Origin of the sequence: Flavobacterium sp. (assembly GCF_027490375.1) — a bacterium.
Classification (GTDB): Bacteria; Bacteroidota; Bacteroidia; order Flavobacteriales; family Flavobacteriaceae; genus Flavobacterium.
The window spans coordinates 13,267-37,235 of the sequence record NZ_JAIXYH010000007.1; the positions used below are offsets into that span (position 1 = coordinate 13,267).

Below are 23,969 nucleotides of genomic sequence, written 5' to 3' on the forward strand. Positions count from 1 at the left end.
GTAATTTGATTTGATGATTATTTAACTGTGTTTCGATTTTGGACAACGACTTTTACTTCGTTGAATTTTTTGACTACCGTAGCCAACATTTGATTTTGATATTGGCGTTCGTTTTCTTGGGAAGCTGCTTGCAACAACGCATCGGGATTGGTTTTAAAGCGCGAACGTTTTTTTAGTTTTTCAGACAACGCTTCCACATGTGCTTCGTCGGTAACTGCTGCCACCAGCTGCTCCTGCGTATTTTGTTGTTTCTGCAACTGATTTTCGGCGAGAGCACTGTTGTTATTTTGCGCTGTTGTTTGTGTTTTTTCAGTTTGCGCCGGCACAGCAGTTACTGCCTTTGATTCTTGATTGATTGATTTGATTTTTTGATTGATTGATGGATTGAAACTCGGTTTTTGCGCTGTATTTTGATTGGTTATTTCATTGGCGGCAGTGTCGTCGGAAACGCTAGCAGCTGCATTTGGATTTTCTGATGAAACCACTTGTTTTTCGGGTAAGGCTACGTCAGTTATTTCTTCCGATTGAAAAAGATAAAAGCTGAACAATCCGATAAAAACAGCCACGGCAGCAGCAATATTCCAGTACGGAAAAATTTTGCGAACAGGCTTGCTTTCGTTTGCAGTAAGCATGGCGTTTAAGCGATCCCAAGATTCGGGGCGAGGCGAGATTTCTCGGTTCTCGAGCGCTTTTTTTATTTGATCTTCTAGGTTATGCGGTTTCATGATTGCTCATTTTTCTTTTAATAATTTGTTCTTGTAGCAAACGTCGTGCGTGCGACAATTGCGATTTTGAGGTGCCTTCGCTGATGTCGAGCAGCTTGGCAATCTCGTGGTGTTTGTATCCTTCGATGGCATACAGGTTGAAAACCATTCGATAACCGTCGGGCAAGGCGTCGATTAATTCCTGAATTTCATTTACCGTGAACTCGTGCTGTTGTTCTTCCGACCATGAACTCTCGCTACTTAAATCGTCTATAAAAACAGCCTTTTTCTGAACACGTAAGTAAGAAATAGCTTCGTTAATTGTAATCCGACGTATCCAGCCTTCAAAATTTCCGACACCTGAATATTGCGGCAGGTTTTCGAATACTTTAAGAAAGGCGCAAATCATTACATCTTCGGCTTGATGAACATCTTTGATGTATTGGCGGCAAACGCCCAACATTTTCGGAGCGAAGCGGCTGTAAATTTCCTGCTGCGCGTGTCGGTTTCGGTTGCGTGCCAACTCAATGATTTGTTCAAGTTCGTTCTGTAATTTGATTACCTTCACGTTTAATCTTGCTTATATTTTAAAAGACGATTTTCGATCAGAAATGGTTGTATCAACACGAAAAAAAAGTTGTTTTTTTTCAGATAATTTTTGCAAATATCTAAAAATCAATATTTTGTAAATGATGATTTTTTTGCTGAAACGGCAGTCTCTTGCAAAAATTAGGCTAATTTCGTTTAATTCTTAGTCTTATGACACCATTAGCTGAATTTTCAAGCGCAGTAGGTTATGTGTTTTCCGGTGGCGGAAGCAAAGGTTTGGCACATGCCGGCGCTTTAAAGTTTTTGGAAGAAGTAGAAGTGTTTCCGTCGGAAATAGCGTGCAGTAGCGCCGGCAGTATTGTAGCTTCGCTGTATGCTTGGGGAAAAACTCCGGAGGAAATTCTCAGTTTTTTCCAGTCGGTTGATTTTTTTTACTGGCGTCATTTTACTTTTCGAAAAGCGGGTTTGATGGATTCGGAGGCTTTTGCCAGTTATTTGGATGTCGTTTTTGGAGAAGCTACGATAGGCGATTTAAAGATTCCGATTCACATTACCGCAACGGATATGATTCGGGGAAAGCTCACGGTTTTTTCAGCCAAAACCCGAATTAAGGATGCCGTGGTGGCGTCGGCGGCCTTTCCGGGAATTATTTCTCCCCATGTCATTAACGGCAAAGTGTACAGCGACGGCGGGATTTTAAATCATTTCCCAGCAGATATTTTACAAGGTCGTTGCGATTATTTAATCGGAATGTATGTGAGTCCGTTACAAGCCATCGAAGCCAAAGATTTACGCACTATTAAACACGTAACGGCGCGGGCATTCGATTTGCTTACTGCGAATACCAACAACCAAAAGTTTAATATTTGCGATTGGGTGATTACGCCCGACGATTTGTCGGCTTATTCTACTTTCGAGACCAAAACGTACCGAATGCGTCAGATTTTTGACATTGGTTATCAAGCAGCGCGCGATGCCTATTTTCAGAAGTTTATTCATCCTGCATTTGAGCGATAAGCTTCTTCGCCGATTACGGAATTCCGCTATATTTGCACAACAATTTTAAACGCTATGAAATACAAAAGAATTTTGCTAAAACTGAGTGGTGAAGCGCTCATGGGTTCACGTGCTTACGGTATTGATCCGGGAGTTTTGGCAAAATACGCTGATGAAATTAAGCAAATTCACGATCAAGGAGTGCAAATTGCCATTGTTATTGGTGGTGGAAACATTTTTAGAGGTGTTGCCGGCGCTTCTAACGGAATGGATCGTGTTCAGGGCGATTATATGGGAATGCTTGCAACCGTAATTAACGGAATGGCGCTGCAAGGTGCTTTGGAAGACAAAGGTATGCTAACGCGCTTGCAAACTGCATTGAAAATTGAAGCGATAGCCGAACCGTATATCAAACGCCGCGCGGTGCGTCATCTCGAAAAAGGACGTATCGTTATTTTCGGTGCAGGAACTGGAAATCCGTATTTCACCACAGATACTGCGGCTGTACTACGAGGCGTAGAAATCGATGCCGACGTTATCCTGAAAGGAACACGTGTGGATGGAATTTATACTGCAGATCCCGAAAAAGATAGCTCAGCAACGAAATTTGATACATTGAGTTTTGAAGAAGTGTTGGCTAAAGGTTTAAACGTTATGGATACTACCGCCTTCACTTTAAGTCAAGAAAACAAACTTCCTATCGTTGTATTTGATATGAACGGACAAGGGAATTTGCTAAAAATTTGTAAAGGAGATACCATAGGTACAGTTGTTACCGTTTAAATACAAGAAACTGTTATGAACGAAGAAATCGATTTTATTTTAGACAGCGCTGAAGAATCCATGAATGCGGCAATTGCCCATTTGGAAAAATCATTTTTGAACATTCGCGCAGGAAAAGCATCTCCGGCTATGCTCGGAAGTGTTTTTGTAGATTATTACGGATCGCAAACGCCCTTAAATCAGGTGGCTAAAATCAGTATTCCAGACGCACGAACAATTACCGTACAACCGTTCGAGAAAAATTTGTTGCACACCATTGAAAAAGCCATCATGATTGCCAATTTGGGTTTCAACCCAATGAATAACGGCGATGTGGTAATTATCAGTGTTCCGCCGCTAACCGAAGAACGCCGCCGAGATTTAGCCAAACAAGCTAAAGCAGAAGCCGAAGACGCGAAAATTAGCGTGAGAAATGTGCGCAAAGATGCCAATACGGATATCAAAAAGCTAGAAAAAGACGGTATGTCGGAAGATGTTTGCAAGTCGGCTGAAGACGAAGTACAAACTTTAACCAACACGTACATAAAGAAAATAGACGAATTGACAGCGGCGAAAGAAGCCGAAATCATGAAAGTATAGTTGAAAATTAGTGCTCTAATGTCCGCCTTAGTGCGGACATTTTTTTATCGCAAATGCAAAAAATCTGTTTCACGCTTTTTTTCTGGCTGCTTTTTTTCTCGGCCAGTGCCCAGCATCAATTGCGTGGACTAATAATCGATGCCGAAACAGAACGCGCCGTCGGAGGTGCTTCGGTTGTGGCAGGGAATCGAATAACTGCCACTGATATTAATGGCTATTTTGAAATTCAGGTTCAAGAGCTTCCAATAGTTATTCGAGTCGGTGCTGCGGGCTATCAGTTGCAAGAGTGCCGTTTTTCCGATGTTTACTCCAAACAAATAAAACTACTTCCACAGCCAAATACTCCTCAAGCGGCTGCGCTTGCTGGCGATTACTTGCAGAAAATCATTGCAAACAAGCGAAATAACGATCCGTTAAAAAAGTTGCAAACTTTCGAAATAGAGGCTTACAATCGTGTTGTAGTTACGGCTAATGCAGCCGATGTTGATGCTAAAATAGACACGATTTATAAACGCAATTGGTGGGGGAGAAAGCGCATGGAAATCGACAGCAGCAGCGTGAAGTTTAAAACAATGGTGCAAAAGCAGCACTTGTTTGAAGCGGAGAAAGTTTCGAAGTTTCAACTCAATAAAGATATTTTCAAGGAAACAATTACAGCAGCAAGAATGTCGGGTTTGCAAACCCCTATTTACGAACTTGTTGCTTTTCGTTTACAATCGTTTTCGGTTTATGAAAGTGCTTTCGAAATGTTACAAACGCGCTATTTGTCTCCGCTAAATGAGGAGGCTGTTGGTTTGTTTCACGCCGTTGTTTTAGACACGGTACGTTTAGGCGGCAGATCTGTTGCCGTTATTCATTTCGAAAATAAAAAATCGATTAAAAAAGGATTGAGCGGCATTTTATACTGCGATTTGGAGAACTACGCCATTGCAGCAGCTGTTTTTAGAGTTCAAGGTGTACTCGATGTAACAGCGCGTTACGAATTTACTTATGACACCGATAATCAATTATACTTGATTTCCGAAAAGGAATTTAAGGTTATTAAGGGGAAGAACGATAGAGACATCAGTATTTTGGGAGAAACATTTCAGTTCGACCCAGAAGATAGTCCGATTTATCGAACACGGAAACAACAGCTTACCGACATTACCTATCTGATATCTAAAACCTATTACGAGGAGCCAAAACTCAACAAGGAGGTTTCTATTCGAAAGGAATCCATTGCACTTCAGATCAACGACGCCGCGGTTAATCGGCCGGCGTCGTATTGGGAAACTTATATGCAGCGCTATCCCGACGAAAAGAGTCTGGAGACTTATCGCAAGCTCGACAGTTTAGTTCGAGCCGAACGGATAGAAAGTAAGCTTCGAATCGGACGAAAGATTTTAAATGGTTATGTGCCGTTTTCTTTCTTTGATATGGATTTGCGTCAGGTACTGAGCTACAACAATTTCGAGGGGTTTCGCGTAGGTATGGGAGGTGTCACCAATGAACGTTTGTCGCGTATCTTAAAATTCGATGCTTATTATGCATTCGGAACAAAAGATCAAACGGCTAAATTTAGTTTAGGCGGTGCCCTACGCATCGGTAAGTTCTCTAACTCTTGGGTTGGATTAAGCTTTGCCGACGATATTCGCGAGATTGCGAGTACTAGTTTTACAATTGATAAACGCATCTTCAAACTCTACGATCCGCGGCCCATCAACATTTCAACATTCTATAATTATAGGTCGGTTCGCGCTTACGCAGAAACGAAAATCATTCCTAAAACCGAGAGTATTTGGCAGTTTCAACGCATGGATGTCACACCGCTTTTTAACTATGTATTTAGTTATAACGAGCGTTTGTATGATAATTTTACCTTATCGATGTGGCAAACGTCTATTCAATGGAATCCGTTCTCGGATTTTATGCAAACTCCAACTGGCCGGGTTGAAATCTATAAAAGGTATCCGCGATTTACTTTTCAGCTCACAAAAAGCTTGCGAAATGTTTTTGGAAGCGATTTCGACTTTCAGAAGCTCGACGTTCGAGTTGATTATCAAAAGAAGTTTATTGGCGGCGAACGATTTTCTGTGTTGCTCGAGGCCGGAATGGCATCAGGCGCCGTGCCTTTAACGCATCTGTATAACACTTCGCCGAACAATTTAACGAAAGATCGGTTGCTGCAACGTATCACTATTGCCGGTAACAACAGCTTTGAAACCATGTACTTTAACGAGTTTTTCTCGACTTCTTACGCGGCCTTGCATTTAAAACACGGATTTAAACCGCTGCAAATTAGTGGAAAAATAAAACCGTTAATTGTGTTGGTTACACGTGCCGCCGTTGGTACAATGCGCAATCCGGATAGGCATGTTGGCATTCCGTTTAAAACGCTCGATAAAGGGTTTTTAGAATCGGGATTGGAGTTGAACAAAATTTACAGCGGTTTCGGCCTCACCGCATTTTATCGTTATGGACCCAATCAACTTCCTCGCTTAGAGGATAACATCGCAATAAAGCTGAGTTTTATGTTGAATTTAGGGTTTTAGTTTGAAGGAAGATTTCAACCAACTGTTACGCCCGCATAATCAGCGTCGATGGACTGTTGCTCAACCAAACACTTTGCGAACTAACAAGCTTTCGCCAACTTTCGAACGATACCAGCATAATGTCTTGCTGCGCCAAAAATTCTTTCTTTATAATCCGATCTTCCAGCATATCGGTACTGCCAGGGAAATCGCGTTCAATTATGTCGAGCGCTCCGTAAAATTGCGCATTGTTTTTGACCACGTTGTTCGGATCGATTAGCGTAACCGAAGAAACGCCGTTGCGAATCAATCGCGCAGCGTAATCAATTAGAAAACGATCGTCTTCACTGAAAATCGGCAGAAAAACTTTGTTGATTTGTTCTAAGTTCTTTTCCACTAAAATTCCAACTGGCATTTTTGCTTTGGATAAAATGAGTCGCGTGCGCTCGTCGAAAGGCGAATTGGCAAATAATCCTTCTTTTCCCGTGAATTTATCCAACAAACGATCCGGATTAATGATCGAAGTCGTAATCCCCAAAACCTTACCCAATAAAGTGCCGTCAAAAATCGACTGCCCCAAGCCAATGAGCAGCAAATCGTAATCGCCCTGATTCGAAATCTCAACGATGTCGGTATCAATGTCGTTCGACGCTTTAAAAATCGTTAATATCGGCTGGTTTAGATTTTTAGCTTCCGTTAGAATCGGATTGAAGTTTTTGTTCTCCAATTCGTCGAATTCAAAGGTGTGTAATTCATTACTCAAGGTGAGGTGCATCGCGGTAACGATACTTGTTTGCTGTTCTTTCTGCGTAAGCGCATGAGACAATCGCAGCAAAGCCTTTCCGCGCTCGGCGTTTCCAAACGACAATAAAATTTTGAATTTATCGCTCAAAGTAACCGTTTCCGGTACAATCGAATCTTTTTTCTTCGAAATGTAATTGATTAAATCCAGCGCCGGACCCGTCATAAACGTGGTCACTAATGCCATGATTACCATCATTGTGAAAACTTCTGTAGTAAGAACCCCCAAGTCTAAACCGATGTTTAATACAATAAGTTCCATTAAACCACGCGTGTTCATGAGCGCTCCGATGGTAAACGAATCGCGCCACGATTGCCCAACGAATTTTGCCGCTAGTGCCGAGCCTAAGAATTTTCCGGCAACAGCCACAACAATGATGATTCCGGTCATTTTCCACAACTCAACGTCGTCTATCAAACCAATTTGCGTTCGTAAACCCGTGAAAACAAAAAACAGCGGTAAAAGTAAGATTACAGAAACGTCTTCTACTTTCTCGATGATAATTCCGCGAAAGCGTGCATTTTCAGGCATAATTGCACCTGCCATAAACGCACCGAACAAGGCGTGAATACCAATAATTTCGGTGGTGTATGCCGAAATGATGAGCGTTAGCAAGAAAATGGCTACTACGGGTTTGCTCAAACTCTGACGCGAATTTTTCAAAGCACCTATGCGCGCTAAGAACGGCTTTACCAATTTTAGCATCAGAAAAACGTAGGCAACAGCCATAGCAATAACGTACAAAGACGAAATAAATGATCCCGCTTTTACAATAGCAATAACAGTTGCAAGTATACACCAAGCCGTAATGTCGTCGGCCGCCGCGCAGGTAATTACTATAGTTCCGAGCTTTGTTTTGTGAATGCCCCGCTCTTGAACAATTCGTGCCAAAACCGGAAAGGCAGTTATGCTCATGGCAATTCCTAAAAACAGTGCAAATGATGAAAAAGCAATTCCCTCAGGTGCATAATCGGTAAAAATGAAATAGGCTAATCCTGTTCCGAGCGCAAACGGAAAAATGATACTGGCGTGACTAATCACCACAGCATCGTTGGCTTTATTCCGTAACGCGTTAAGATCGAGCTCCATACCGATAACGTACATGAAGAGGATTAATCCAATCTGACTCAAAAACTTCAGATTCGCTAAGGAAGCAACGGGAAACAGCGTTTCAAAAAATTCGGGAAAGTACATTCCCACGAGCGAGGGTCCGAGAACAATTCCGGCAATCATTTCGCCGATAACGCTCGGCTGTCCGATTTTTCTGAAAATCCATCCGAAAATTCGAGCAGTCAGAATAATGGTAATGATTTGCAGCAAAAGAATAGCCAAGGGCTCGCGTACACTCTCGATCATCGATTCGACAAAATGTCCCCACTGGTCTGGAATATTTTTCAATGCCGGTTTAGGAACATAGCCTTGCATTTTTTTGCCTTCAATGAGAATGAAGTAAATCAGCGCTGAAAATCCGCCGGTTATCAATATGTAAAAAGCTGTGTTTTTAAAATTCTTCATTCACAAAAAGACCTAAAAATTCAAATGTCGATGTTTTCAAATATATACATTTTCTTTTCAAATCATTTTAGCTAAAATTTAAATTACTAAACCGCGACGAAAAGCCGTAAAATCACGCATTTTCCTATTCCATAACCCTTAGTTTTACGCTACCTTTGCCGAAATTTTTTTGGGATGGTTAAGTGGTTTAGTTTGGGCTTTTGGGAGTTAATTGCGCGGGTTGTTTTGCGGAATAAAACACTCATGCTCATAACTTTGGCCGTTTTAACTGCCTTTCTTTGTTTGCAGTGGAAATACATCAAATTTACGCATACCGAAGCTAATTTACTGCCGGCCGACAATCCGGTAAATATTGAATACAACGCCTTTCTAAACCGCTTTGGTGAAGAAGGAAACCTGATTGTCATCGGAATCAAGCAACAAGATTTGTTTAAACCGCAGATTTTTGAGCAGTGGCAAAAATTGATTAGCAGTTTAGAAAGCGACAAAGAAATTAGTCTGGTTTTAGCGCCAAACAACCTGAAAGTTCTCACGCGAAACGACTCGATTCAAGGCTTTGAACTGAAATCGTTTGTAGATGCGGCTAAAGTGAAAAATCAAAGGTATCTCGATTCGCTTCAAAAAGTTCTGTTCACAAAACTCCCGTTTTACGAAGGTTTGTTGCTCAATCGAGCAAGCGGAACGGTGCGCGCCGCCATTTACATGCGAAAAGATTTGGTAAACACACCCGAACGCAAGCAATACATCCTCAAACGTTTTGTTCCGCTGGTTGACCAATTCGAGAAAGCAACAAAAGTAGATCTTCGCGTAAGCGGCATGCCCTACATCCGAACCTTAAATGCCGAGAAAATTCTATCGGAAATCAGCATTTTTATCGGTGCGGCTTTGCTGGTAACTTCTTTGTTGTTTTTCTACTTTTTCAGAAGTTTTAGAGCTACATTAATTTCCACATTTATCGTCATCATTGGCGTGATGTGGTCGTTCGGGATACTTGGTCTTCTAAACTACGAAATTACCGTTCTTACCGCACTTGTCCCGGCATTGGTAATCGTTATTGGCATTCCGAACTGTATTTTTCTTACCAACAAATACCATCAAGAATTTAAAGTACACCGAAATAAGGTTAAAGCATTGCAACGCGTTACCACGAAGGTGGGAATGGCAACGCTTATGACCAACCTTACAACTGCAATTGGTTTTGCCACTTTTGTTACTTCGAATAATCAATTGTTACTCGAATTCGGAATTGTAACCGCAATTAACATCATGGGCTTGTTTGTCTTGTGTTTGATTGTGATTCCGATTGCACACAGTTACATTCCGCCGCCGAAAGATCGCCACCTCGAACACCTCGATTCTAGTGCCGTAAAAACCTTTATGGATTGGATACTTCGAACCGTTAAGTACAACCGTTTTTCGGTGTACAGCGTTGCCGTGGCACTGCTTGTTTTAAGTATCATCGGAATTTATAAAATGCGTATCAGCGGAAGTATTATAGAAGACATGCCGCGTAATACCGACTTTTTCCGAGATATTCAATTCTTTGAAAAAGAGTTCGATGGTGTGATGCCGCTGGAAATCATGATTGATACCAAACGCAAAAAAGGTGTTATGAAATCGGCTACTTTACGACGAATCGACGAACTGGAACAAGCCATCGACGAAATTCCGGGCTTGTCGAAACCGCTGTCGGTTGTTGGTGTCATTAAATACGCCAAGCAAGCGTACTACAACGGAAATCCGCAATTTTACGCACTTCCCACATCTCAAGAACAAGCGTTTATTTTAACGTATATCAAGAATTCTTCCGGAAGCCAGAAAACCGATTTATTGAAAAGTTATGTCGATTCAACCGGACAATACGCACGTGTAACGACCTTTATGCGCGACGAAAACGGCGATAAGATTCCACTTATCGAAGCCGAACTTCGCAAAGAAATCGATAAAATTTTCCCAAAAGAGCGCTACAACGTAACTATTACCGGAAAAGCTTTTGTCTTCCAAAAAGGAACCGGCTACTTGCTCGACAATTTAATGTCGTCGTTACTTTTTGCATTTTTCCTGACGTGTTTACTCGTTGGTTTTATGTTCCGTTCACCGAAAATGATATTGGTATCGCTTATTCCTAACATGCTTCCACTTTTATTAACGGCAGGTTTAATGGGCTTTTTGGATATTCCGTTAAAACCATCGACCATTTTAGTATTCGGAATTGCCTTCGGATTGTCGGTTGACGATACCATCCGATTCCTAGCGCAATACCGCGAAGAATTGAAACGCAACAATTGGAAAATTCGAAAATCGGTTTACGCTACCTTTAACGATGCTGGTTTGAGCATGTTCTATACTTCGATTGTCTTGTTTTTTGGGTTTTCAGTATTCATGTTGTCGAGCTTTGGCGGAACAATTGCTCTCGGCGGACTCGTTTCCATTACGCTTTGTTTCGGCATGTTATCGAATTTAATGCTACTTCCATCGCTCGTATTAACACTCAATAAAACTTTGGCAAACGAACAAGAATTTAAAGAACCTATCGTTCCGATTGCCGAACGCACCGACGACGAAATCGACCAAATGCCCGGACATCGCGATTTATCGTCTTAGCATAAAAAAATACTTTTTAAACTATATTTGCGCGCTATTGCAAATTAACAGATTGCCCGATTATGAAATATTCTAAGGTAAAAGATTTATTAGCCGGAACCCTTGTAAATACTGAGGTTGGCGTTCGCGGATGGGTACGAACTTTTCGTAACAGCCAGTTTATTGCACTCAACGACGGATCAACCATAAATAACATTCAGTGTGTAGTTGACTTTGAAAATACCGATGAAACAACTTTAAAGCGAATCACAACCGGTGCTGCTTTACAATTGCACGGAAATTTGGTGGAAAGTCAGGGCGCCGGACAAAAATTTGAAGTTCAAGTAACGCGCTTGGAAATTTTAGGCGATTCGGATGCTGAGAAGTTTCCGATGCAACCGAAAAAACACAGTCTCGAATTCCTGCGTGAAAACGCACATCTTCGCGTGCGTACCAATGCTTTTGGTGCCATCATGCGCGTGCGTTCGGCTTTAGCGTTTGCCATTCACCAATATTTTAGAGAAAAAGGATTTGTTTATGTGCATACGCCGGTAATTACTGGCGCCGACGCAGAAGGAGCTGGCGAAATGTTCCAAGTTACGTCACTTAACTTAGATCAAATTCCAAGAAAAGAAGACGGAACCATCAATTACAAAGAAGATTTCTTCGGAAAACATACCAATTTAACGGTTTCAGGTCAGCTTGAAGCGGAAACCTACGCGATGGCATTAGGGCAAGTCTATACATTCGGACCGACATTTCGTGCCGAAAACTCAAACACCTCGCGCCATTTAGCCGAATTCTGGATGATCGAACCCGAAGTAGCGTTTAATGATTTGCACGACAATATGGATTTGGCGGAAGATTTCATTCGTTACGTCATCAAATACACGCTCGATCACTGTGAAGACGATATCGCCTTCCTCGAGTCGCGTTTGTTAGACGAAGAGAAATCAAAACCTCAAGCCGAACGTTCGGAAATGAAACTTCGCGAAAAGCTGAACTTCGTTTTAGAAAACAACTTTAAACGCGTTTCATACACCGAAGCAATCGATATTCTAAAAAACAGCAAACCCAATAAAAACAAGAAATTCGCATACGTTATCGAAGAATGGGGAGCCGATTTACAATCGGAGCACGAGCGCTATCTCGTTGAGAAACACTTCAAATCTCCAGTAATTTTATTCGATTATCCGGCAAACATCAAAGCCTTTTACATGCGTTTGAATGAAGACGGAAAAACCGTTCGCGCTATGGATATTTTGTTCCCGGGAATTGGGGAAATTGTAGGTGGTTCGCAGCGAGAAGAACGCTACGAGGTACTGGTCGAAAAGATGGAAAAACTCGGAATCGACCAAGAAGAATTGTGGTGGTATCTCGATACACGCCGCTTCGGATCGGCAATTCACTCCGGTTTTGGTCTTGGTTTCGAACGTTTGGTACTTTTCGTTACCGGAATGAGCAATATTCGCGACGTAATTCCGTTCCCAAGAACACCACAAAACGCAGAATTTTAATCGTTGGAAAAATAAATTTCGGCTTGACACAACTGCCACTAAATCCGTAAATTTAGGCTACCAATAATCGTTATGTTAAAACAGCATCTCAATCTCAAACTCTCGCAGAAGCTTTCGCCTCAACAAATTCAGTTGATGAAATTGATTCAGCTTCCTACTCAAGCGTTCGAACAACGCCTCATGGAAGAAATGAACGAGAATCCGGCACTGGAATCGGGCAATGAAGACGAATTTGAAAAAGACGCCTACGAAAACGACAGTTACGACGAGTACGATAACGACGACAACGAACACATCGACGCCGACGACATCAACATCGACGAATATCTGAGTAACGACGAAACGCCCGATTACAAAACGCAAATCAACAACTACAGCGACGACGATGACGACCGCGAATCGCCGTACGCCGCAGCGGTTAGCTTTCATCAAGATCTTATCAATCAGCTCAATACCTTCATTCTCTCCGAAAACGAGCGCGCCATAGCCGAATTTCTCGTGGGAATGATCGACGACATGGGTTACATTCGCAGAAGCATCGCCGATATTGTAGACGATTTAGCATTCACCCAAGCCATTTATACCGACGAAAAAACCGTAGAACGCATGCTGCACGTGATTCACGAACTCGAACCTTCGGGCGTAGGTGCGCGCGATTTGCAGGAATGTTTACTGCTGCAATTAAAGCACAAAACTCCGTCGGAATACGTTGATTTAGCCATCGATATTTTGGAAAACCAATTCGATGCCTTTACGAAAAAGCACTACGACAAACTCGCCCAGAAATACGGTGTCAGCAACGAGCAATTGAAAAAAGCGATTCACGAAATCGAGAAACTCAACCCGAAACCAGGCGGCTCGTTCGCAGGCAGCAGTCGACTCACCGAAACCGTTGTGCCCGATTTTGCGATTCGCATCAACAACGGCGAACTCGAACTCACGCTTAACGGACGTAATGCACCTAGCTTGCACGTTTCGCGCGATTACCAAGAAATGATGCAGACATACAAGGTTTCTCGCGATAAATCGTCGCAACAAAAAGAAGCCGTGCAGTTCATCAAACAAAAACTCGATGCGGCAAAATGGTTTATCGATGCCATCAAGCAACGCCAAGAAACGCTGTTTGTAACCATGAACGCCATCATGCATTATCAAGAAGAATACTTCTTAGATGGCGATGAAACCAAACTGAAACCGATGATTTTGAAAGATATCGCCGATTTAGTCGGTCTTGATATCTCAACCGTTTCGCGCGTGGCCAACAGTAAATATGTGGAAACGCCCTACGGAACGAAACTCATCAAAGAGTTTTTCTCCGAAGCCATGAAAAACGATCAAGGCGAAGACGTTTCTACCATCGAAATCAAAAAGATTTTGCAAGACGTAATCAGCGAAGAAGACAAGCACAAACCGCTGCCCGACGATCAATTAGCCGAAATTCTCAAAGAACGCGGCTATCCTATTGCGCGCCGAACCATTGCAAAATACCGCGAACAGCTCGACATTCCCGTGGCGCGTATGCGTAAGAAAATGTAATGAATCAGCAGCTAAAAAAAGCACTTCGCAACGTCCTAATCGGATTTTCATACGTGTTCCATCCGCTGTTTACGCCGCTATTTGCCGTTACTTTCTACGATTTTTTTATCGGCATCAATTATCCCGCCGAGGCTAAGTATTTGTTTTACATCCAAATAATATTGGTAACGGTTTTCATTCCGCTAACCGTTTATTTCTTACTGCGATCCTACAATAAAGTAGAGTCAATTATGTTGGCAAATGTCAACCAGCGTAAAATGCCTCTTGCCATTCATGGTTTATTGGTATTTATTTTATTGAAAAACACGGTTTCGGTCGAGTTTGGCTTACCGCTGTACTACTTTTTCTTAGGAACTTTAATCAGTACGCTGTTGGCGCTAATGGCCACTTTTCTAGAGTTAAAAGTTTCGTTGCACCTCACTGCTACAAGCGGTCTGGCAACTTTCGCTGTGGTAACCTCGCTTTTTTTTCAGGTAAACTTGTTGCCGGTAATTGTACTACTCATCTTTTCGATCGGTGCTGTAGCCACATCGCGACTCCTCATGAAAGCACACACGCCAAGCGAATTACTCGCGGGTTTAATCGTCGGAACGGCACCGCAATTGCTGCTATTGTTTTGGTTTTAAAGGAGCTAGGGAAGTGTTTCTACAAAATATAAAACATCAAACCTAAGTTTAAGGTCGTTAAATCAATGCGCTTCCCATCAATACTTGCGTTACGTAGCAAAGGCTCTGCGCCGTAATACGCGTAAAAATTCCACGTATTGTAGCCCGTCGAGAGGTACGGACCAAATTGCCACTTTCGAAAATCCGGATTATTGATTACCGTAACCGTTTCATTTCCAATAAACTTTGTTTTCGAAAAAACCAAATACGAGGCTTTCACACCGGCATAGAATCGCCAAAATTTATGCGACTGCGGTGTTGAATTCCGAAACCGAATTTCGAGCGGAAACTCCAATAAAACTTGTTCTAATTTATTGCGGTCGTAATTCACGTCTTGTAAAATCACATAGTTGCGTATACCATCAAACTCACTCACCTGCAAATCGTGGTGGTATTTGTTGTACGAAATGCCCATACCGGCGGCTACAGCAAACGTTCGCTTTTTGTTCAGCGGAAAATCGCGCAGAAAACCACCGCCAAAACCGGGCGATACACCGTTTTGCGAATATCCGTTTGGCGTTTGTCGGAGTAAATTGTAGGTAATACGCAGGTATAATTGGTCTTCGCGATACAACGAATCAACCTTCGAATAAAACGTAGTGTCGGCAACCGTCGTCGGAAGTTCCTGCGCAGCTGCAACAACGCTGCAAAAAATAAAAAGCACAAAATATCGAAGTCGCATAATTCCTATCGGTGTAACCATGTTGTTAGCGAAGATATTACTTTTATGTAAGCGTTTCCAAGCTATTTTTACGATTTTAGGTCGCTTATTTGGGCAACTGCCCGGCAAACGTTCGCTGGAAATACTTGTGCCGGTCACCGCGCTTTCCAAGTCAAGGTGCGCTAAAAAAACAACAACAGCTACATATCTTATAGCTTCCGCTGGTCGCTAAAATCCACGTGCTGTTGTACGTTTTTTTTCGCGCACGCTTGCTTTTCCAATCGCTGTTGCAGAAAATACGTGTTTACGTGCGTGCATAAAAAAACTGCGAAGTTGGTTCGCAGTTTTTTAAAAGATTGTTCTAAAACTATTCACCCAAAAACGGATAGCGGTAATCTTCCGGAGTTACAAACGTTTCTTTTATTGTTCGAGCCGAAACCCAACGCAACAAGTTCATCGCCGATCCGGCTTTGTCGTTTGTTCCCGATGCGCGTGCACCACCAAACGGCTGCATACCCACAACCGCGCCCGTTGGCTTGTCGTTGATGTAAAAGTTTCCAGCCGAATTTTTTAAAGCCGTTGTCGCTTCGGCAATAGCATAACGATCGGCACTAAAAATAGCGCCCGTAAGTGCGTATTCGCTGGTAGTATCCACCAAATGCAACATATTGTTCCACTCGGCATCTTCGTACACATACAAAGTAATCACCGGACCAAAAAGTTCGGTTTCCATCGTTTCGTACTTGGGGTTGGTTGTTAAAATAACCGTTGGCGCAATAAAATACCCAACCGATTTATCGTACGTACCGCCGTAAATAATTTCGGCATCTGTTGCCGTACGCGCTTTTTCGATGTAGCTCACCAATTTATCAAACGAACCTTCGTGAATAACCGCTGTAATAAAGTTGCTAAAATCTTGCGGCGATCCCATTTTTAACGTTGCCAATTCCTTTCCGAGTAAATCGTTAATAGCCGGCCACAAACTCTTTGGCAAATACGCCCGCGAGGCAGCCGAACATTTTTGTCCTTGAAACTCGAACGCACCGCGAATAATTCCGGCAACAACTTGCTTCACGTTAGCCGACGGGTGCGCAACAATAAAATCTTTTCCACCGGTTTCGCCTACAATGCGCGGATACGTTTTGTACTTGTAAATATTGGTTCCAATCGTATTCCAAATATCTTTGAAAACGTGCGTTGATCCGGTGAAGTGCACACCGGCAAAATCCGCGTGATTAAAAATCGTTTCGCTAATCATTTGCGCATCGCCAAACACCACGTTAATAACACCATCAGGAACGCCTGCCTCTTGAAACACGTCCAATATCACTTTTGCCGAAAAAACCTGACTGTCGCTCGGTTTCCATACTACGGTATTTCCCATTAAGGCGGCGCTTGCAGGCAAATTCGCAGCAATAGCCGTAAAGTTAAAAGGCGTAATGGCATATACAAATCCTTCTAACGGACGGTATTCTACACGATTCCAAACACCCGAATCCGATTTCGGTTGGTCGGCGTAAATCTGCGTCATAAACGCCACGTTGTAACGTAAAAAGTCGATTAACTCACACGCGGCATCAATTTCCGCTTGGAAAATGTTTTTCGATTGCGCAATCATCGTCGCTGCATTAATTTTAGCACGGTACGGACCCGCGATAAGCTCGGCTGCTTTTAAAAAGATGGCGGCGCGTTGTTCCCAAGCCAAATTTTCCCAAGCTGCTTTGGCGTGTAAAGCCGCATCAATAGCTGCCTCAACATGCGATTTCTCAGCCAAATGATAGGTTCCTACTACGTGTTGGTGGTTGTGTGGTGCGGTCATTTTTCGTGTAGTTCCTGTTTTAATGCGTTGGCTTCCAATGTACAAAGGCACATCTATCGGGTTGTTCCACAGGGTTTTGTACGCTTGCAATACAGCTTCTTTTTCCGGACTTCCGGGTTTATACGACTTTACCGGTTCGTTTACCGGAGTAGGCACAGAGAAAAATCCTTTTAACATGAGGTGTTGTGGTATTTAGGTTTTTGAAAACGTTTTCGTGAATGTGCTGCAAAGGTATAATACGACCTCAACAAATGAAAAAAACAGAGGCAAAATGTTAGAAAGCTAGCGCCAGAGAATAAACTGACTCCTTATTACAATTTTATCCATTTAAGATTTGCACTAGTTTTTGACCATCCTTAAAAATTATTTCTTTCAAGTCTTTGATGTTGTCATCCGCATGAGTCTTTATTTTTAAACTGTGTCTGATATTCCCATAACCTTGTCCAAGTTTTACTGGAGTTCCAAGTGAAACTTTTGCTGTATTTTGTGTCGTATTCTGTTTTGTTAAGAAATGGCAGTTTGGATTTGATAAACACCAATTTCCGTTTAGGTCTCTAATACCTCTGTAAATCTCTTTTAAGGTAAATTCAATGACCCAATTATCTCCTGTGGTGTCTGTTTCGTGAAGTTCAAATATGTTTTGGTCTGCATCATCATCCATTCCAATCGTGTGAACTTTCAATTGATTCAACTTTTCCAGAATCTCAATAATGTTGTCAAGTTCTCGTCTGTAAATTGGTGATTCAGTGTTGTCGTGAGAAAGCGGATTTAAGAGTAAATCTTTATGTTCTTTAAGCTTTTTAAACGGCTCTATGTTGCCACCTAGTTCTTTGAAATACTTTAAAAAATTAGAAATAAGATTGTCTAATTGCAAAGTAACCATTCCTTTATCTTCTTTGAAGTGCAAACAAAGATTTCTTGGTAACAAATACTTAAAAACGCGCTCAGTTTCTTTTCTTAAATAATTGGCACTGGCAGGATAATCAAACTCTTTCAGGTACTTTTTGGCTAAGTCCAAATAATTGCTTTGCTCAGGAATAAAAGGGCAAGGAATTCCTGTTTCTGTTTGGTGCTGATACATTTCCTTAAAAATCCAGCCTGTTTCAAAACGGTCTTGGATTCTATTCTTGCACATATTGTAAAAGGCACGGTCGTGTGTAAGAATTAGAATTTGATAAGTGTTGATAAAACTATCACTTAACAAAATATCCAATACTTTGTCTCTATGGCTCATATCCAAACTTAAAAGCAAGTCGTCTAAAACAAGGATTCTTGCAGAATTTGGAATTGTAGGTCTTCGGTCTAAGATGGATAAACGAATAGCCAGAGCAATAGCTGTCAAACGAGCTTCGTTTAAAAAAGTGTGAGGTTTTATTATGGCCTTATTTGGTTCTGTAAGACTTCCGTGATTGAAAATTACTTGAAGGGGAATTTTTGGCTTGTGAAGCTTGCCGTCCTTTTGTTTATTTTTTCCATCAATGCGTTTATTGAATATACATTCGATACTGTCCGTATCAAATTTTATTCTAAAAACCTCTTTGAATTCCTTTTCCAACAAATCATTAGCCCCCTTAGTAATGTCAATCAAAAAGCTTTTTAGCAATCCCACAAACTTTGGAATTGTTTCATTTTGAAATTGGATATATTCATGGGTACGTTCTGCTACCTTGTTTGTGTTTTTAGGCAGCTTTTTATGACCTTCGCAAATAAACTTCCACCAATCACTGGCATACGTTTTTGTAGAGAGTGTACCATCGTGTTCCTTGTAGGCTTCTTCAAAATCTATGAACATCAAAATGTCTCTCTCAAACATTTCAAACAAATCTATTGGCTCGCTATTGCGGAAATCGTAGATTTTTGATAGAAACTTGTAATTGATAAAGTCACTACCAATTAATGCTCTTTCGGTGAAAGTGTCTTGATATGTGTTAATGCTGTATGTTCTATCTGTATTACGCTTTAGTTCTTTTATTGTTCCTCCTGACGGTGCAGAAAACTCTACTATAATACCCGATTCATCATCGGGCTGGGCAAAGCGATTTCGCAAGTTTTGGTCGTTTGTAGGGTCAAAGTATTTTTCAATTTTTGAACGTTGGTCTTTTATGGCACTTTGTAGAAAAGTGTATAAAGCCCAGTAAATAGAGCTTTTGCCACTTCCATTTTCACCGTACAATAGAAGATTTTGCTTGTCTAATTCTATCTTGTTTTGTGCTTGCTCCGTTTCTTTTCCAAAAAAGTATTTGAAATTACGCAGCGTTATGGATTTAATCTTTTGCATAACTTAAACACTTAAAATGGGTAACAACAATTCTTTCAGCTCTATCTTCATTAACTTGATTTGATTGCGAAGCGGATTGTCTTTTTCTCGAAGGGTTAGATAAACTTCTTTGATAGCCTTGATTTTCTCTTCTTCGTCCAAGCCATCAATAGGTTGAAAAATATTCTGTGCATATTTTTCTATTTCAATGCCTTTTTCTGCAAATTCTGCTGGGAAATACAGCTCAAAAACCAACGCATCTATGACTTCTTCAAAGGCTTCGGTTAGGTACTGGTTTGGAACTTCTGAGTTAATATTTGATGATTTTTGAGTGATGAAATGCACAATAATAGAAATGCATTTTAAAATATTTTCTAGACTTTTAGTTGGTTTAACTAATGGAAACTCTTCAATTGTGGACTTGTTAATTGCCAAATACCCCCCAGCTAAATGCTTGTCTTTGAATTTTAGTTTAAAATAAAAAGAAAGGTATTTGCTATTCAAAATTGCGGTTAGTGCATAAGGGTCTAAACCATTGAAATCATATATTCCATAAACACCAACACCTAATGCTAATGGTTCAGGAACATAAACTGCTTCAATTACTTTTGTCATACCAGCAATTACAATTTTTGGTTTTGACCAAAATTTCCACTTTGAATCAGCGATCTCATCCACTTTTTGTATAAATGCAAATGGATACCTATTCTTCATAAATTGTACATTCTCGTTGTTATAAACGTACCTGTCAATATTTCCACTTACTGTAAATGGAATTTTCAAACTATCGTATTTTTCAGAAACTAAATTCTTGATTTTTTGAGCCTCAAAACCTGTTGTCCCAGAATTTATTTTTAAACCTTCACTCTTTATTGTTGAATAGTTTGGAAGTTCTTGAACTTTTTTGAATTTACCTTTAGCTAAGTCTGTGTATTCATCAACAAATAACTCCTCAAAATCCTTTTTATCTGAAAAATTTAAACCTTTTAATATAATTGGATAAACTCCAACACCCCTAAAAACATTAAACTTTGAAACATTTAATGATGCAATCAAACCGTTTTCTTTAAGGAAATTCAAAGTTTGCTTAGCATAATCTGAAATAAGAACCTTGTTGGGAATAATCCAAGAATAAAAACCTTGTTTTCTAGAAATATTTCTAACTAATAGAAGGAATAAAATATAAAGGTCATAAGAACCTGAAATTTCGGGATATTTATTTTTAAAAACTTGCTTTTCTTCATCTGTTCTTCTCATTGTAACAGCTGAAACATATGGCGGATTCCCAATCACAATATCAAACCCTGTTTCTTCATTAACCAAAGGATTCAATACCTCAGGGAAATCCAATTTCCAGTCGAAGTGATTAAAGTCTTGATCGGGGTTTTCTTTTAATTTTTGGAGTTTGGTAAGAGTTTGATTAAACTCGGCTACTTGTAAATCTATTTCCAAATTCTTTTTATGGTCGGTGGCTTTTAAGCCAAACCCCATATCGGTTACTTTTTGGTTTTTATTAAGGTAGAAGGTTTTGTTAAACGAAAGTTGGTTGATTAAAACATCTAACTTCAAGTCTCTTATTTCGGCTTTGAGTTTGGCTTTTTGTTTGTTGCTTTTGCTTTCAAAAAATTGCTTTTGCTTTTCTGAGATACCTTTTAATGCTGTTTGCACGCCTTGAATGTGTTTATCGGCTTCACCCACGCTACCTTTTCTATCCCAATCTACTTCTATTACAGTATCATCGAACTTGCTCACTAAACTATTACCCACCACAATTTTGTAATCGAGATTGGGTAAAGCTTTGGGCATTTCTTCATCAACAATGAGCGATAGCCAAAAACGCAAACGGGCTATATCTACTGCACCGCGCTCAATATCTACACCATAAATCGATTTTTGGATGATATTTTCTTTCACTGTAGCTGGGCTCCAAACTTTGTACCCTAAGTCGTAAGCAATGCGTTCTTTTAATCCAAAAATCTCCTGCAGTAAACCCATCGGAAAAGCGCCTGAGCCAATAGCTGGATCGCAAATTTTTACGGTATCGAGTTTATCATCAATCAATTTTTTATGCTCTTTGCTGAGTTTGCTATGCTCTGTTGGAATTTTGTTTTTTACAAAGTGCTCTATATCGTTGCGGTTAGCAGCTGGAATTTGGGTGTGTAAGTATTCAATCAAAGATTCCTGCGTCATGTAATGTACAATTTCTTTGGGCGTGTAAAATGCGCCTTTATCTTTGTTGTCTTCGAGCAAGTTTTCAAAAATATGTCCCAGCATTTCGGGGTCAACCGCTACGGTATGTTCTTCGGGGCTGTCTTCAAAAATGGTGAAATTGTACTGGTCGAAAAACGCAAATAAGTTGGTAAATAAATCGGCAGGGAAGGTCAAGAAATCGTATTTGGCAGATTCATTTTCAAACAAACCGCCGTTCAAGTAGGGGATTTTTACGATTTCGCCATCAGGCATGGTGAAATCGTCATTCGGTCTTTCGTTATTCAAAGCGTCAAAAAACAGTTTAGACAACCAATTGGCATAAAAAGCATCGTTGGCTCCAGCTTTTTTAAAGAAATTGGTCATAAAGTTCTTGTCACCGTTTTTGTACGAAGTATCTTTCGCTCCCAACCAACCTTTCTTTTGGAGAAAGTACAAAAACACAATGCGTCCCAATAATTTTTTTACAAAATCCCGCACATCTTTATCGTTTCCATCGAACGCCGCTTTTTTGAAATTGGAACGCATCAAATAATCTACAAAACCGGCGTAATGCACATCGCGGTATTCGTCGAAAAAGGCTTTAGACATTGCTTCCACGCCAAAAGCATCTTTGATTTTGTTGATGGTAATTTCTAATTCATTGCCTAGAATAAAAAATCGGTCGAGTGCTGTTTTGTAGGTTTCGTCTGCTTCACCAAAAACATAGGTGTAACGTTTCGGGTGTGTATCAGTAATTTGCATTTCGCCATCTTGAAACACGCCGTCGCGTGCAATGAATGAAAATCGCCAACTTCTTTTTTCAGGATTTTGATAGGCAAAATTTACCAGAACAGCATTGTTACCGATGATGTGCTTTTTTATCAACGCGCCCAAACCAACGCGGTTTCTTTCGATTTGCTTGTCGTCGTTAACAATCACTTCAAAGAGCTCTACCGTTCTCGAAAGTGCATCTAAGGTTTGAAATTCACCGTATTTCACAACCGAAACGGCGAATTGCTGTTCTGATGCGGTTAATTCCTTTTTCTGAACTCCTTGTTCATCAAAAACTTTTAGATTGGCTACTTTTCCCTGAAATGTTGGCAATAGGCCGCTGTTTATAAAAGCGTCGCGATTATAAGGTGCTTTGAAGAGTTGTATTAAAGTATCTTTATTCATTTCTGAAATGTTTCAATTCGGTTTCAAGGTGGTTTACCAATTGTTCCTGGCTTGGCAATTTCACTAAATATTGTTGTACAAAGAGGTTTTCATCCATTCCAGCAGTGGCGTATTTTACTAAAGCGTGGTCTTTTTCGGCTACTAGTAATATCCCTACAGGAGCATTATCGTTTGTTTCCGTTATTTCTGCTTTAAAGAAATTCAGATAGGTATTTAACTGACCAATATCGCCATGATCGAATGCCCCAATTTTAAGATCAACTAAAACGTGACATTTTAAAATTCGATGATAGAAAACCAAATCAATAAAATAATACGTTTCGCCAATTAAAATACGTTTTTGCCGAGCCTCAAGACAAAAGCCATTGCCAAGTTCAATAATAAACTGTTGGAGATTATTTAAGAGTGCTGTTTCTAAATCAGATTCTTCCACGATAGAATTTATACCAATATCTAAGAATTCAAAAGCGTATATATTTTTAATGATGTCTCTGGGCTGTTGAGGTTTTGTTTTTTGTTGAACCAACTCCGCCAGTTTTTCTGGGTTTTGAGACAGGCCGCTTCGTTCAAAATATAAACTGGCAATTTGTCTTTTTAATTCTCTAACGCTCCAAGTTCCTTTGATACACTCGATTTCGTAGAAGGTTCGTTTTAGGGGTTCAGAAACTTTTAAGAGTTCAATTAAATGCGAATAAGATAACTTTGAAAGTAGAACTTTTGGCGGTACCGTCAATTCGGGGAGCAGTGGACCCCGAATTGAAAAGTTATCTGTTTCTACACTTATTAATTCTTGGGACATCGTCCCAAGAAGATTAATGTGGGTGGTTTTTATTAAATCTTGGGACAGTGTCCCAAGAAAGTATGAATAGGTTTGATAAAATTGTCTGCATCTCGATAATTCTGGACTAGTGAGTCCTTTAATTGAAATTTTAGAGGCTAGGACATTCAACAAATTGGCACCATACTCCGCTCTATCTTCGCCATTCTGCTCATATTCTACTATGTAATAACCAATTAGCCAGTTTCTAACGGTCAATGCTTTATTTACGGCATTGGCAGCAGAGGCTTGAAGTTCAATGTGAACATCATTAATGGTGGATATGAGTTGGGATAAGTATTTCATA

The 23,969-nt window shown here is 40.6% G+C and carries 16 protein-coding genes; 8 read left to right on the top strand and 8 right to left on the bottom strand.

Annotated elements, in window-relative coordinates:
- Positions 1–17: 17 nt before the first annotated feature.
- Together Q0064_RS00845 and Q0064_RS00850 are read right to left on the bottom strand one after the other, a co-directional pair.
- A complete protein-coding gene (locus Q0064_RS00845; protein ID WP_298142853.1) occupies positions 18–725 on the bottom strand; it encodes a hypothetical protein in 708 nt (235 codons plus the stop codon).
- Positions 712–1,272, bottom strand: coding sequence for an RNA polymerase sigma factor (locus Q0064_RS00850; protein WP_298142856.1), 561 nt, complete (start codon positions 1,270–1,272; stop codon positions 712–714). The genes Q0064_RS00845 and Q0064_RS00850 overlap by 14 nt, the downstream gene beginning before the upstream one ends.
- Positions 1,273–1,463: 191 nt before the next feature.
- Here Q0064_RS00850 and Q0064_RS00855 point away from each other — a divergent pair, with 191 nt between their 5' ends.
- From Q0064_RS00855 to Q0064_RS00870, 4 genes are read left to right on the top strand one after another with little or no spacing between them, the layout of a single operon-like run.
- Complete coding sequence (locus tag Q0064_RS00855) at positions 1,464–2,270, top strand: patatin-like phospholipase family protein (protein ID WP_298142858.1); 807 nt, start codon at positions 1,464–1,466, stop codon at positions 2,268–2,270.
- 54 nt (positions 2,271–2,324) lie between these two features.
- Complete coding sequence (gene pyrH, locus Q0064_RS00860) at positions 2,325–3,032, top strand: UMP kinase (protein WP_094487563.1); 708 nt, start codon at positions 2,325–2,327, stop codon at positions 3,030–3,032.
- A gap of 15 nt (positions 3,033–3,047) precedes the next feature.
- A complete protein-coding gene (gene frr, locus Q0064_RS00865; RefSeq protein WP_298142865.1) occupies positions 3,048–3,611 on the top strand; it encodes a ribosome recycling factor in 564 nt (187 codons plus the stop codon).
- Positions 3,612–3,664: 53 nt separating this feature from the next.
- Positions 3,665–6,145, top strand: a complete 2,481-nt coding sequence (locus tag Q0064_RS00870; RefSeq protein WP_298142867.1) for a DUF5686 family protein — start codon at positions 3,665–3,667, stop codon at positions 6,143–6,145.
- 25 nt (positions 6,146–6,170) lie between these two features.
- On the opposite strand, the gene Q0064_RS00875 is transcribed toward Q0064_RS00870, so the two are convergent.
- Positions 6,171–8,441, bottom strand: coding sequence for a cation:proton antiporter (locus tag Q0064_RS00875; protein ID WP_298142870.1), 2,271 nt, complete (start codon positions 8,439–8,441; stop codon positions 6,171–6,173).
- A 174-nt stretch (positions 8,442–8,615) separates the two neighbouring features.
- Between Q0064_RS00875 and Q0064_RS00880 the strand changes: the two genes are divergently transcribed.
- From Q0064_RS00880 to Q0064_RS00895, 4 genes are all read left to right on the top strand, one after another.
- A complete protein-coding gene (locus Q0064_RS00880) occupies positions 8,616–11,045 on the top strand; it encodes an efflux RND transporter permease subunit (protein WP_298142873.1) in 2,430 nt (809 codons plus the stop codon).
- 62 nt (positions 11,046–11,107) lie between these two features.
- On the top strand, positions 11,108–12,541 hold the full coding sequence (gene asnS / locus Q0064_RS00885; protein WP_298142876.1) for an asparagine--tRNA ligase: 1,434 nt from the start codon (positions 11,108–11,110) through the stop codon (positions 12,539–12,541).
- 72 nt (positions 12,542–12,613) lie between these two features.
- Positions 12,614–14,077: an RNA polymerase factor sigma-54 gene (gene rpoN, locus Q0064_RS00890; RefSeq protein ID WP_298142879.1), complete on the top strand. Its 1,464-nt coding sequence runs from the start codon at positions 12,614–12,616 to the stop codon at positions 14,075–14,077.
- Positions 14,077–14,703 (top strand): hypothetical protein, encoded by a 627-nt coding sequence (locus tag Q0064_RS00895; RefSeq protein ID WP_298142882.1) that lies wholly within the window; start codon positions 14,077–14,079, stop codon positions 14,701–14,703. Before rpoN ends, Q0064_RS00895 begins: the two co-directional genes overlap by 1 nt.
- Before the next feature lie 19 nt (positions 14,704–14,722).
- Here Q0064_RS00895 and Q0064_RS00900 read toward each other — a convergent pair whose 3' ends face one another.
- The 5 genes from Q0064_RS00900 to Q0064_RS00920 all read right to left on the bottom strand — a co-directional run bounded on the left by Q0064_RS00900 (position 14,723) and on the right by Q0064_RS00920 (position 23,968).
- Positions 14,723–15,445, bottom strand: coding sequence for a porin family protein (locus Q0064_RS00900; RefSeq protein ID WP_298142886.1), 723 nt, complete (start codon positions 15,443–15,445; stop codon positions 14,723–14,725).
- 325 nt (positions 15,446–15,770) lie between these two features.
- On the bottom strand, positions 15,771–17,399 hold the full coding sequence (gene pruA / locus Q0064_RS00905) for an L-glutamate gamma-semialdehyde dehydrogenase (RefSeq protein WP_298142889.1): 1,629 nt from the start codon (positions 17,397–17,399) through the stop codon (positions 15,771–15,773).
- A 142-nt stretch (positions 17,400–17,541) separates the two neighbouring features.
- Complete coding sequence (locus Q0064_RS00910; RefSeq protein WP_298142892.1) at positions 17,542–19,500, bottom strand: hypothetical protein; 1,959 nt, start codon at positions 19,498–19,500, stop codon at positions 17,542–17,544.
- Positions 19,501–19,503: 3 nt separating this feature from the next.
- A complete protein-coding gene (locus Q0064_RS00915) occupies positions 19,504–22,845 on the bottom strand; it encodes a TaqI-like C-terminal specificity domain-containing protein (protein WP_298142894.1) in 3,342 nt (1,113 codons plus the stop codon).
- Positions 22,838–23,968, bottom strand: coding sequence for a PDDEXK nuclease domain-containing protein (locus tag Q0064_RS00920; RefSeq protein ID WP_298142897.1), 1,131 nt, complete (start codon positions 23,966–23,968; stop codon positions 22,838–22,840). Before Q0064_RS00920 ends, Q0064_RS00915 begins: the two co-directional genes overlap by 8 nt.
- Between the last annotated feature and the right edge of the window lies 1 nt (position 23,969).